General features: G+C 36.7%; 9 protein-coding genes. All 9 read right to left on the bottom strand.

What is annotated here, in order from left to right:
• Positions 1–19 precede the first annotated feature (19 nt).
• The 9 genes from RMY31_RS33260 to RMY31_RS33300 all read right to left on the bottom strand — a co-directional run bounded on the left by RMY31_RS33260 (position 20) and on the right by RMY31_RS33300 (position 13898).
• On the bottom strand, positions 20–901 hold the full coding sequence (locus RMY31_RS33260; protein ID WP_322661343.1) for a cupin-like domain-containing protein: 882 nt from the start codon (positions 899–901) through the stop codon (positions 20–22).
• A gap of 49 nt (positions 902–950) precedes the next feature.
• Complete coding sequence (locus tag RMY31_RS33265) at positions 951–6842, bottom strand: SDR family NAD(P)-dependent oxidoreductase (RefSeq protein ID WP_322661341.1); 5892 nt, start codon at positions 6840–6842, stop codon at positions 951–953.
• A 91-nt stretch (positions 6843–6933) separates the two neighbouring features.
• Positions 6934–8004: an HAD-IIIC family phosphatase gene (locus tag RMY31_RS33270; RefSeq protein ID WP_322661339.1), complete on the bottom strand. Its 1071-nt coding sequence runs from the start codon at positions 8002–8004 to the stop codon at positions 6934–6936.
• A gap of 3 nt (positions 8005–8007) precedes the next feature.
• Positions 8008–9192, bottom strand: a complete 1185-nt coding sequence (locus RMY31_RS33275) for an acyl-CoA dehydrogenase family protein (protein WP_322661337.1) — start codon at positions 9190–9192, stop codon at positions 8008–8010.
• A gap of 62 nt (positions 9193–9254) precedes the next feature.
• On the bottom strand, positions 9255–10166 hold the full coding sequence (locus RMY31_RS33280; RefSeq protein ID WP_409879188.1) for a cupin-like domain-containing protein: 912 nt from the start codon (positions 10164–10166) through the stop codon (positions 9255–9257).
• A gap of 105 nt (positions 10167–10271) precedes the next feature.
• Positions 10272–11207, bottom strand: coding sequence for a cupin-like domain-containing protein (locus RMY31_RS33285; protein WP_322661333.1), 936 nt, complete (start codon positions 11205–11207; stop codon positions 10272–10274).
• A gap of 63 nt (positions 11208–11270) precedes the next feature.
• Complete coding sequence (locus RMY31_RS33290; protein ID WP_322661331.1) at positions 11271–11522, bottom strand: acyl carrier protein; 252 nt, start codon at positions 11520–11522, stop codon at positions 11271–11273.
• Positions 11523–11537: 15 nt separating this feature from the next.
• Positions 11538–12392, bottom strand: a complete 855-nt coding sequence (locus tag RMY31_RS33295) for a 3-hydroxyacyl-CoA dehydrogenase family protein (protein ID WP_322661329.1) — start codon at positions 12390–12392, stop codon at positions 11538–11540.
• Positions 12393–12500: 108 nt separating this feature from the next.
• Positions 12501–13898: an acyltransferase domain-containing protein gene (locus RMY31_RS33300; RefSeq protein ID WP_322661327.1), complete on the bottom strand. Its 1398-nt coding sequence runs from the start codon at positions 13896–13898 to the stop codon at positions 12501–12503.
• Positions 13899–13989 lie beyond the last annotated feature (91 nt).

Here is a 13989-nt window from a genome sequence, read left to right on the forward strand (position 1 = left end):
GAAAATTAATGGATTATTTTTAAGAGACATAATTGAGATAGGTTTTATAAAACTTAAAAATAATTTGAGGAGGAACTTTAAATACTAAACCTAGAGTTAATAAGAAGTTATAGTATGAGTTTTGAATTGGCATCCCTTTTGTAATAGCTGCTAAAGCCTTTAGAGAACTTTTTGGAGTATGCCAATCGACATTAAAGGAAATCGACATATCTAAACTTCTAACATGATGTAGTGTTCCGGGAGGCATATATAAAATATCTCCAGAATTTACAATAAATTTGATTGGTTTGGCATTCTTATATTCAGGATATTTATCAAAATCTGGATTTTCAGGATTGACAAGAAACCATCGCCAACCTTTGCGATAACAATGTTTAGCATTTTCAGGTAATAAGATGGTAAATTGTTTGCGTCCAACAATTTGAAAGAAAATATTATTAGTGAGCAGGCAATCAAAATGTAGTGGTGTGACGCTGTTAGAACCACCCAAGAAAAATTGGCAGTAACGCCACCACTCATGCCAATACCATTGTGGTAAATATTCTAAAGGAAATGATTGAGCGTCTTTTATTAATGAAGGTATTAAGCTAAATAAAGGTAGGTCGTGACAATAGGGTGGTAGAGGATGATTTTGAGGATCTTGTTCATAATTTTCTATTAATTCTACATACTTTTTCATTGTCAAGGTACATATTTCAATTTCCTTATTGCTGAATTTTTTGGCATAAATATTTAGATTAGGAGATAGATTTTTGAAGTATTGTAAAGACCATTTATCAAATCCGGCTTTGTTAGAAAATACTCCAGAAATTACGACTGGCTTACCTAATTCAACATAATCTTTCTTGAATTCCTCACTTGAGAGTTTATATCTTCTTTCTATTGCAGATGAAACAATCATAAGTAAGTGTAAATCTTTTTAGTAAGAAGGGTCAAGAGTTGAATTTCCGTTAAGATATTGGAGTAAATTCCCAATCAAATGTTGCTTCTTTTTCTAAGATTGCAGCAGTCTCTTGTTGTTCTGGTGTCAGCAAGGGTAAATTTTTAATTTGGAAATGAGAATTAGTTATTAACCCTTGCAATACCATTTCAATATCTTTGAGGATGCTAGTAATGGTAGTAGTCTCAAATCTTCTAGAATCATAGGAAATAGCTATTAATAACTCTTTATTGGGGTAGACAACCAAGTTCAGAGGATAGTTATTTCGGTAATATATCTCTGTATGTTGAAATTCAATGTTTCCTTGCCAATCTCGGATAAATTCGCTGACTGGGAAGTTTTCAACCACAACGATACTTTCAAACAAAGTTAGTTTTTGAGGAATTTCACTCCATTTATGAATTTCTGTTAATGGAGTGTACTCATAATCGCGGACTTCAACTAATTGCAATTGAAAACGCTGTAGCCATGACAAGAAAAGTTGTTCGGTATCGATATTGACATGGATGGGCAAGGTGTTAACAAACATACCCACCATTGATTCTACTCCCTGCAAATCTGCTGGTCGTCCCGTAACTGTGCAACCATACAATACATTGTTGCAACAAGTATAACGACTCAGAAGAACAGCCCAAATACCGTTGATTATCGTAGCAAGGGTAAGACGATGTTGTGTAGCAAAGGACTGTAGCGCCTGTGTAGTTATTGCTGATAGTTGAATTATTTCCTCACTATACCTGACTTCTTGGGTAGACGCTCGCTCACTTTTTTCTACTTTTTCTATGTAAGTCAGAGGAGTTGGTGTTTTGACATCTTGTAATGCTTGTCGCCAGAAATTTTCGGCTTTTGTTATATCTTGCTGCTGTAACCAATCAATGTAGTCTCTAAAAGGACGAGTAGGTGCAAAACTGGTTTCTTTATCTTGACAAAGCGTTCCATAAGTTTCTACAAACTCTTGGAATACTAATGAGCCACCCCAACCATCGATAATGATGTGGTTAAAGCTCCAAATATATAGATACTTGTCATCAGTAAAGCGAATTAAAGTATGACGCATCAGACATGGTTGGGAAAAGTCAAAACTTTTTTGGCGATCGCTTACAATAAAAGAGTCAAGTTGCGCTTTCTGTTCTGCTGAATTGATGTTAGACCAATCATAACAATTCAGAGGTACTTCTACTTGTTTGTAGACAATTTGTAATGGATTTTCTACTTCTTCCCAATAAAATCTAGTACGTAATATGGGATGTCTATCCATTACTAATTGCCAAGATTTTTCAAACGCCTCTATATTCAGGTTGCCACGCACAGTAAAGATATGTTGGAAAAAGTACAAGGATAATTCACTATCAAACAGACAGTGGAATAGCATCCCTTTTTGTACAGGTGTGAGTTCGTAAATGTCTTCAATATTTTCTAATAAATGGGGGTCATCACATACTCGCTGTATTTTCAGCAATAAAGACTGCTGGAAATTATCTAAATCGCTCTGATTTTCTTCAAGGAAGCTATGCTGAATCGATGTACTGTCTAACTCTTCGGGTTGGATAGTTGGAGTAATAGATAAATCTGTTGCTAATTCAGCAATTGTCTGGTAGTGAAAAAACTGTTGAGATGTTAATTTCAAACCTGCTTGGTTAGCTTTGGCAGCAATTTGAATTGTGTTGATAGAATTTCCGCCTAACTCAAAGAAGTTGTCGTAAATACCTATCTTGTCAATTCCCAGAATTTCTTGCCAAATATCAGCCAGTATTTGCTCGATTTCGGTTTCGGGAGCAATGTAATCGTTACCTAAATTGGGACGAGGATGTTTTGCTTTTGAGAGATTAACTGAAGAGAATTTGTCATCTAAAAGCTTTAGTTGATCTTGCAAATACTGAGGAGAATTATTCTGTTTAATTAACGCTGGTAAATCTTGTGTTGAAACAACAACATGAGGCAGCTTACTTGCGAGAATCCGATTAAAAACATCAATGCCTTCTTGAGGTAATATGCCTTTTTTGATAATTTCTGCACGCTCTTGTTGAATTTTATCTGGTAATACAGTTTCTACTGCAAACCCAACTTCTTGCCATGTATCCCAGCTAATTGATACTGTTAAGCGATCGCCTATAGAATTACTATGAGCGTAAGCATCGAGAAAAGCATTAGCTGCACAATAATCTATCTGTCCAAATTCACCCAAAATAGAACTTTTGGACGAACAAAGTGCAAAGAAATCTAAATTTATATCCTTTAAAACTTCTTCTAAAACTAATGTGCCTTGGACTTTTGCTGCTAAGACATTACCGGCCATATCCCGCGTTTTGAGTTGGGTAACACCACCACTAGGAATTCCAGCCGCATGAATTACACCATTAATTTGACCGAATTTTTGTAATGCTTGAGCGATTGCTGCTTGCATTTGTGCAGAATTAGTGACATCGGCACTTATGACTTCAACTTCTGCACCTAATTCTTCAAGCGATCGCACTTTTTGGATCTGACGACTAATAGCATCTTGGCTATCATAATTTACTAGCCATTGTTCCCATTCGGAGCGTTCTGATAATCCCTTTCTACCGATGAGGATTAACTTAGCTTGAAATGTCTTTGCTAAATATTCTGCTAATACTAAACCAATGCCTCCAAGTCCGCCAGTAATTAAGTAAACTCCACCTTTGATTAACTTAGTTTTGCTTGCAATGCTGTCTTCCAAAGAAACTGTATCAAAGGTTTGAATCCAACGGTGAGATCCACGGTAGGCAATTATTTCATTAGTTTGTTGTAATGTTAATTCTGCTACTAATTTATCTATGATTTTTGAAGATAAAGGAGTTTGGGCAGAATGCATGACTAAATCAACAAGACTGCAATTGATATTACGATATTCCTTGGGAATTACTTTGCATGGGCCTAGGATTGTAGCCTTTTGTGGACATAGATTTTCATCGCCAGTTACATCATGTAAATTACTAGTGACGACCATCAGCTTCAGGGAATCCCAAATATCTTGTTTTCCGATTGCTTGTGCTAAAAATAACAGGCTATAGAAGCTGAGATCCTGATGCTCGTTGTTGAGCGAAATATCGTTTGGCGTAACGCTCCAAAAATGGGCAATTGTAGTTAGTTTAAAATTTTGTTGTTGCAATTCTTTCAGCAACGCATCATAATCATCTGGTTGTTGAGGATTGATGCAATATATCCGGTCATCAAGCTTACTAAAATGTTCGCCCAACTGCACGGTGATGACATCTTGATTTTGTTGTGCAAGTCGTTTGACAAATTCAATTCCCACTCCGTAATTATCCACAAAGACTAAGCAATGCAACTTTTGTTTGCTTGGTTCTTCTTGGAAAAACTCAAGTGGCATGGACTGTTTCCATACTGGAATATAAAACCAATCAGCGATATTTGGCTTTTTATCTAATAATTGTTGTGATGTTGTTGCTGAGGTAGATGAATCTAGCTCAATAGAATAACGCTGATTTTCAACGGAACGATCCGATATTTGCTTTAATGATTCTTGGGAAGCTGTTGATTCAATCCAATAACATTGGCGCTCAAAAGGATAGGTTGGTAAGGGAAGACGATAACGGCGTTCATTGGCGTAAAAACTTGACCAATCAATCTTTATTCCCAACATCCATAGTTGACCCAAGGTGTTGAGTAAAAATGCTACATCTGAATGCTGCTCGTGGGGACTGGGTATTGAGGTCAGCACAGTTGATTCTTCAGTACTCAAAGTCTTTCTAAAACCGACTTTTAGCATAATTCGCTGATTGTCTTTGAGTAACTCTGCAATTCCTTCATTAAAACGTTCTAGTTGCTGTGGTTGTATCCAAGAGTTAGGGTCTGTTGCTTGGGCTTGAGTAATCCAAGTCCCACTAACATTGGATATGAATGGAATTGTTGGAGGATTAAGTCGGACTTTTTGTAAAAACTTAGTAGAAGATTCATTCGCCACTAATGCCAGGGCATCTCCAAGAGAAAAAACTCCGGCTAAAGTAGCAGCAACGTATTCTCCAACACCTTGACCAATCATTGCTTGAGGAGAAATACCCCAGGAAATCCACAATTGCGCCAAAGCATATTCGATGATGAACAAGGCACTTCGAGCGAAGCGAGTTTGTTGGAGTTTCTCTACTGCGGTTTCCCGTTGGGATTCGGTGGGATAAATTACGGAACGTAAATCTAACTCTAGATGTGGTCTTAATATCAGACAGCACCGTTCTATCTGGGCGCGAAATACTAACTCAGTTTCGTAGAGTTCTTTGCCCATGTTTGCATATAGTGCATCTATCCCAAGAAATATGAAAGCAACGGAGCGAGTTCTTGACTCTTGAAGTTGAGTTACAACTTCTCGTGAGGCTGGCTGATTTAATGCCCCAATTGCATCTTGGGTATCGGCACAAATCAATATTCGCCGATGACTAAAGTCTCTGCGTCCAACTTGCAAAGTATAAGCTACATCTGCAAGATTAATATCAGGATGTAGTGTCAGATGTTGGCTAAGATTTTGCGCGGTAGTTGCTAACGCAGACTCAGTTTTCGCAGAGAGTAACAACAATTGATATTTTCTCCCCTGCTCCCCTGCTCCCCTGCTCCCCTGCTCTACAACTGGAGCTTCTTCTAGCACTAGATGGACATTTGTTCCCCCCATTCCTAAAGAACTTACACCAGCACGGCGGGGAGTTGAGCCTTTCCATTCCCTTAGCTTGGTGTTGACATAAAAAGGACTGTTGGCAAAATCAATTTCAGGATTAGGCTGTTCAAAGTTAAGGCTTGGTGGAATCAATTGATGTTTTAAAGCCAAAGTCGTCTTGATTAACCCTGCAACTCCGGCGGCTGCATCTAAATGACCAATATTCGTTTTGACTGAACCAATGGCGCAGAAATTCTTTTTCTCTGTACTGGCACGAAAAACTTTAGTCAGCGCGGCAATTTCAATCGGGTCGCCTAAAGCTGTACCGCTACCGTGGGCTTCAATATAGCTAATTGTTTCCGGTTCTACCTCTGCTAACATTATCGCTTCGGCGATCGCTTCTGCTTGTCCATCGACGCTAGGCGCTGTGTACCCAACTTTCATCGAACCATCGTTATTAATAGCAGCACCTTTAATCACAGCATATATGCAATCACCATCTGCGATCGCATCTTGAACTCGCTTGAGAACAACTACTCCCACACCATTCCCAACAGTTGTACCCTGGGCTTTGGCATCAAAAGCATGACAATGGCCATCAGGAGATAGTGGTCCTCCTGGTTCATAGAAATAACCAGTTTTTTGCGGCAAGCGAATAGAAACACCGCCCGCCAAAGCCATATCGCATTGATAATTTTGCAAACTTTGGTAGGCGAGAGTAGTAGCAACTAATGATGTCGAACAAGCTGTTTGAACAGTAATACTTGGCCCGGTAAGATTTAATTTATAAGAAACACGAGTTGAAAGAAATCCTTTATCATTACCAATTAACTTTTGGTATGATTCACCCGACCCTAATTGGTCTTTTTTTAAATCAAAAGATAAATAATTATTTAAACTAGCACCTGCATAAACACCAATTCTATTTTCACATTTGGTTGAATCATAACCAGCATTTTCTAGAGCCGACCAAGCGCATTCCAAAAATAGCCGATGTTGAGGATCTGTAACTTCCGCTTCCTTCGGATTCAGATCAAAAAATGCCGCATCAAATAAATCAATATTATTTAAAACACCACCGACTTTCACATAATTACTATCATTTACCAACGCCGCAGGTACACCAGCAGCAATTAACTCTTCATCTGTAAATAGAGATAACGATTCCACGCCATCTTGTAAATTCTGCCAAAAAGATTCTATGCTGATGGCTCCAGGAAAACGCCCCGCCATCCCGATAATAGCAACCCCCTCCATTAACTCATAATTTTCACTCATATCATTAAACCTTTATTGCTTTTACTCTCTTCCAAATACTCTCTGCGACTCTGCGTGATAATTTTTTAATAAAATTAAGCGCAATCGAAACTTAATCAATCACTTGAAAATCTACATACCCAGGCACATCTTGAATGCGACTTAAATCATTTTCAAAAATCACCAAATCGCCATTTTTATCAACTTCCCTAAACCCAGCAAACTTATAAGATATATACATCATTCTGTTGCGATCGTTTGATACAAACTCTGCCAAAAGACGAACATTACTACTTTTAGCCAGACTCATAACATGATTCAACATAATCGTTCCCACACCCCTCGACATCACCCGACAAGACATCAGCAACAGCTTAATTGTCCATGACTGAGGCTGACATTCAATCAGAATCAACCCTATCTTCCCGTAGCAACCATACTTATCTTCCAGACTTGCAATCAGCAATTTATGGTTTTTGGAACAGCGAAAATGATTCAGTTCGTCGTAGGAATAGGTATAACCAGTTGTATTCAATTGGTTAGTTCTTAGTGTTAACTCTTCTGCACGCTGCAAATCTTCTTCTTGAGCAGAAGATATGGTGAACTTCATCTGGAGAGTAGCTAAGAATTCATCTGCTGTGCCAACAAATTCCTTCTCTGCATTTTGTCGCTCAATATCGCTAAGATACATCAACCTTCTAATTCGTGAATCTTCCGTAATAAACCGGGGATTCATCACAGGCATATCTAAAATATTCTCTATTTCATTTGCGTTGATACAGAGAATTTCCGGCAAGGAAAACTTGACTTCTTCTAGTTCAAATAATTGGTCATCAATGAAGGCGATCGCATCCAAACTAATATTAAGTAACCTAGCGATTTCTTTAAGAGAAGCAGCCTTAGAATTCCAATTAATTTGGGGATATAAAAAATACTCTTTCAATCCAAACTCTTTTAGTTTAGCTATTGCTGTAGTAGGTTCGTTTTTACTAGCTATAGATTGTAGAATACCACGATTATCTAAAGTTTGAATTAAATTAACTATATTTTCTCGCAAAGTAACTTTTTCGTCTTCCAGCAAAACTCCGTGCCATAGGGTATTATCTAAATCCCACACAACACATTTAACAAAATTTTTATCTTTTCGTTTACTATTTATATTTTCCTGTTGAATACTAATCATATATTAAGTTCTCTCTGCTAATTTCTTTTCTAAGTCAGTAGTCACAGTTGCAAAAAGATAATCTTGATAACCTGACTCGGCGATCGTAATTTCTTGAATTTGAGTACTACCTTCAATAATTTCCATAATTTTCGAGTCGCGTAAATACCTCTCAACAGGGTACTCGTTACTACAACCATTACCGCCATGAATTTGCACGGCATCATTTGCTATTTTGGTGGCTACTGTAGATGCGAAATACTTAGCAATAGAAGTATCGATAATTGAATTAGGGTCGTTAATATCTTTAAGATAACCAGCTTGATAACATAACAGTCTCGCTGCTTTTGTGTTAGTTATCATCTGAGTAATCTTTTGGCGAATTAATTGATGTTCTTTTAGATAAACGCCAAACTGTTTTCGCTCGTTTGTATACTTGATACAAGCTTCTAAGCAAGCTTGAGCAATACCGACACATCCCGATGCCACACTATATCTACCATAATCAAGGGCAGAAGCAGCAATGTAGGAAAATCCAAAACCTAATCTACCAACTAAGTTTTCTTGAGGAATTTGACAGTTATGAAACTGTAATTCTGCTGACATTGAAGCCCTAACACCTAAAATGCCAGACATTGGTTTGACTGAGAATCCTGGGCTATTTTTTTCAACTAAAAAAGCAGTAGCTTTACCCTCGCATTTAGCAAAGACCAAAAATACATCTGCTATTTGTCCATAGGTAATCCATTTTTTTTGCCCATTTAAGACATAAGCATCAGCAGTTAAAGTTGCTGTTGTTTCTACACTTTTAGCATCGCTGCCTACATGAGGTTCGCTTAATGCAAATGCAGCGATTATTTCTCCAGATGCAAACTTGGGAAGCCAATATTCTTTTTGAGATTTATTACCCCATTTACACACCGCCTGAGAAACCATGTTGTGAACTGTCAGCAAACTTCTAACAGAAGAACATCCACGTCCTATTTCTTCGTTGAGAATACCGTAGGTAATCATGTCCATTGCTTTACCACCATATTCTTGGGGTAATATGGCACCGAGAAAACCGCGTTGAGCTATTTTGTGAATAACTTCTGGTGGGGTATATTCTTTTCTATCCCATTCCCCAGCATTAGGATATATTTCCTCATTAACAAAAGCTCTAAATTCTGCTTGAGTGTTTTTTTGTTGAGCAGATAGTTCTATTTTCATGAATATGACTATATATCAAAAAATAAAGAATGCTCAGAAGGAGCAATTTTAGTAAAAATACTCTATGATATAACACCTTTAAAAAAGTTCATAGTATGCATTAAACCTTGTTTAGAAGAAATTGCATGACGAAGATAATGAGGTGCAATATTTAAGAAAACTGATAAAATTTTTTTCTGTTGAAAGAAATCTTGAATTTTAATATCGTACCAAAACGATAATGATATATTCTCATCTACTGCTGTAACATGATGCCACCAAAAAGGCGGTATATAAAGCATTTCTCCAGGCTGAAGTATAATTTCAATTTTTTCTTGCCAAGGAAACTTCGGAAATAATTCTAAATTTAGAACATCCGGATTTACCTTACTATTATGTCCAATACCGGAACTGTCTTCAAGAGGGGGATAGAATGACAAATAATTTGAAGGTGGAAATAAAAGTATTCTTTTTCTACCTCGAACTTGAGCAAAAATATTATGTACTCGATCGAAGTGAAGAGTACTAGCCGAAGTATAGTCCTTACTTGAAAAACCATGCCATAAGCTAACAAACGGTTTACTGTTTAAGTATTCTGGATAAATTATATCTCCAATAATTTCAGGAAAATATTCCTCAAAATCTACTTGAGATAAATAACATTTTAAATCAGAATTATTCTTGCTTTCATTAAGTTTATTCTCTATATAATCCTTTATATAATCCTTGTATCTCATTTTTTTTGCAGGAACAGAACCATCTTCATAAGCAAATTTTTTATAATTATCCAAAAAACCTTGTTTAAAAAACCAAATAGGAACTATATTATTTCCACACTGTTCGATCAAATAATCATTAGACCACTTATTACAAGCTTCCCAATGTTTAACAACATCTTCAATTAAAAAAGGCTGATATTTATCCCACATCTCTAAAAACTGTTTTGTACTAGGTTTTTTAATTTTTGAAATTGAGTCAATAGCTTGAGCTTTCATATGTTTAATAGCGAGTTACAGAAAGAGTTTCAATATTAATTTTGTCATTTGACTGTAAATTTTGCTAAATTACAGCATAAATTCTCTTTAAAGAGTAATTCTCTTTTAACCTGGCAACCTGTCATCTACCAATTTGCCCTTAATAAAAGACATAAAATTCTTGAAAGTTCTTGGAGAAGAAATTGCATGATATAGAAAATAAGGTGCAATATTTAGAATAGTTGATATCATATTTTTCTGTCTGAAAATATCTCCCATTTTAATATCATAGAAAAATGATAATGATATATTCTCATCTACTGCTGTAACATAATGCCACCAAAAAGGTGGTATATAAAGCATTTCTCCCGGTTGAAGTATAATTTCAATTTTTTCTTGCCAAGGAAACTTCGGAAATAATTCTAAATTTAGAACATCTGGGTTTACCTTACTAAACTCTGGTATACCAATACTCTTCTCAAGAGGGGGATAGAATGACAAATAATTTGAAGGTGGAAATAAAAGTATTCTTTTTCTACCTCGGACTTGAGCAAAAATATTATGAAATCCATCAAAATGAAGGTTAGTAGTTGAAGAAAAATTATTACTTGAGAAACCTTGCCATAAAAATACAATTGGCTTTCTATTTAGATATTGTGGATAAGCGATATCTGCAATAATTTCAGGAAACCGCTCTTCAAAGTATGCTTGAGGTAGATAGCATCCTAATAAATTAGAATTATTATTCTGATTCTTTATGTGTTCTACATAGCCCTTTACATATTCTTTGTATTTCATTTTCTTTTCAAGAGTATCGTAATCACCACCTTCACAAGCAAAGTTATGAAAATCATTAAAAAAACTTTTTGTATAAAAACGAACAGGGATTATATTATCTCCACACTGGTCGATCAGATAATCATTAGACCACTTATGACAAGCATCCCAATGTTCTGCAACACCTTCAATTAAAAAAGGCTGATATTGCTTCCATATCTCTAAAAACTGTTCTGTACTAGGATTTTTGATTTTTAAAATCGATTCACTAGCTTGAATTTTCATAAATTTCCTAACATTCTAAACTTCTGTAACTATAAATTTTGTGTCACTTTGTAATTATTGCTACTATTTATGCATTATTACAGCAGTCTTACGTTCAACTAAATTGGTAATAGAATTTATTGTCCGAAAATTTTCAAACTCTAAATCCTCATTTTCAATAGCAATCTGAAACTCTTGCTCTACGAATAAAACAAGTTGCATGGCAAACATAGAATTGACAAAACCTAGAGCAAAAATATCTTCATCTGGTTGTAAGTCATGATTGCCGAAGAATTTGGAGAGAAAAGTTTTGATTTTAGTTTGAATTTCATTCATAAATTGTGATATTTCCTATTGATATACGTAAAAACCTTTACCACTTTTTCTACCATGTAGTCCTGCATCCACCATTTTTTTCAGTAAAGGGCATGGTCTATACTTGCTATCGTTAAAGTTTTCGTACAAAACTTCGATAGAAAATAAAATGGTATCTAGTCCAATCAAATCTGCTGTTTCTAAAGGCCCCATTTTGTGACCGAAACAGCCTTTAAAGATTTTGTCCACATCTTCTGCTGTAGCTACTTGGTCTTGCAACAGAAACACAGCTTCGTTAATAGTTAACATCAACACGCGGTTGGAAACAAAACCCGGCGAATCATTGACAATGATGCATTCTTTACCCATCTGAGCCAACATTTGTTTTGCTGTCTCAATTGTTGCTTCAGAGGTGTGATATCCACGAATCATCTCCACCATCGGCTTCATTGGTACGGGATTCATAAAGTGGATACCAAGGACTCTATCGGCGCGTTTGGTAACTGAAGCTATGCGGGTAATGGGAATTGCTGATGTGTTAGCGGCGAATACGCAATCTGGTGGGCAAATGGAATCTAGCAAGGGATATATCTCCTTTTTAATATCCCATTTTTCGGTAACATTTTCAACTACAAAATCTGCATTTTCTAAAATTTTATAGTTTGTTGAAAGTTCTATTTTTTCAAGAATACTATCTGGAGTTTCTATATTGTTGCTTTTTTTAAAAAAACTCTGGAAGCGGATATTATTCCTGATTTCGTGTTTAGCTTTATCTAGGATATCTTCAGAAATATCTACCAGGATAACTTGATGCCCTGTTTGAGCGAGGTTTTGTGCAACCCCTATTCCCATTACACCCGCACCGATAACACCTACTGTTTGAATGTTCATAGTTTTACATAACTTGGAAAAACTAACCACAAAGATACTAAGAACACAAAGTAAAGATTTTTGAAAAACCTTTGCGCTACTTTGCGCGAACCTCTGCGCTACCTGCGTTTAAACAGATAAAGGAATAGAAGGACGAGACTCCTGAGCATAAAATCCCGCCCAATCTATTTGCACTCCTGTTAACCACAACCTACCTAATGTTTTCAGTAAAAATGCTAAGTCTGGTTTGCGATCGTATGAATATCTAAGAGAAGGCAAGATAATTTGACTGACTGCTGAATTATTTTCTATACATTGCAATGCAAAACTACCTAGAGTTTGTCCAGGACCTACTTCCAATAAAATCGGATATTGTTGTTTCCATAACTCTTGTATACCTGGAGCGAACAACACAGGTTGACACATATGCTTAACCCAATAATCAGGATTTGTAGCTGATGCTGCTGTTATCCAAGTTCCTGTGACGTTAGATATATAAGGAATTTTTGGGGCTTGCAGGTTAAATGTTGTTACCAACTCACGTAAGTCAGAACTAGCACTCTCCATCATATGAGAGTGAAAAGCATGAGAAGTTTCCAGACGACGACAAGCTAAACCTTTTTTAGTTAACTGTTGTTCTAAAACTTCTATAGCATCAGTTTCACCTGCGATTACACCCATAGATGAGCCATTCACCGCAGAAAGTGAGAGTTTGTTATTGAGTAGGGGAGATATCTCTGTTGGCGAAAGTGGAACTGCAAGCATTGCTCCACTTGGCAACTTTTGAATCATCTCCGCTCTAGCAGCAATCAGTTTTAAACCCTCGTCTAAAGATAAAACCTCTGCCAAAGTCGCTGCTACATATTCACCAATGCTATAGCCAATCATTACCGCCGGACGAATTCCCCAGGATATCAATAGCTGTGCTAAGGCATATTCAATGACAAAAATGGCTGGTTGAGCGAGGTGAGTTTGATTAAGTAAAGATGTTGCAGCTACAATCTTTGCGTCGGTTGGTGTCTGGCTGCGACCTAACATTTTTCGCAAGTCCAGACCTGAAGAATTTTCTTGAGGCGACTGTTGGTCTTGTTGAGAGGCTCTGTTTGGATAGATTACATCTCGCAAATCTTCACCGAGAAGAGGTTGGAGAAATTCACAACAGTAGTCAACTGAGGCGCGAAATACGGGTTCAACTTGGTAAAGTTCCCAAGCCATGTTGACGTAATGAGTACCAAGTCCAGGAAACATAAACGCAACAGGACGTTCTGCTGTTTCTTGGTTGTTGGTAAGTACTCGCCTGGGATCTGCAAGTGCAACTAGAGCATCTTCTATATCCTGACAAACAACCATCCGCCGATGCTTAAAAGCTTTTTGTTCGCGTTGCAATTTCTGAGCAATATCTGCAAGGTTAAAGTCACGATGCTGTCTCAAATAATCTGCAAGGTTTACGGTAGCAGTTTTTAGTTCTGAGTCAGTCTGAGCAGAAATTACTAATAACTGCCAAGAACGAGAATGGCTAGTAAGCATTTTTGATAAATTCCCAAATTATTACTTTCTGTTAGTGAAAATTATTTCTTGATTTCCTTATAATTTTTTTTGTTCTATGATTCGCTACTTT

The sequence above is a fragment of the Dendronalium sp. ChiSLP03b genome, from assembly GCF_034531165.2.
GTDB classification, from domain to species: Bacteria; Cyanobacteriota; Cyanobacteriia; order Cyanobacteriales; family Nostocaceae; genus Dendronalium; species Dendronalium minutum.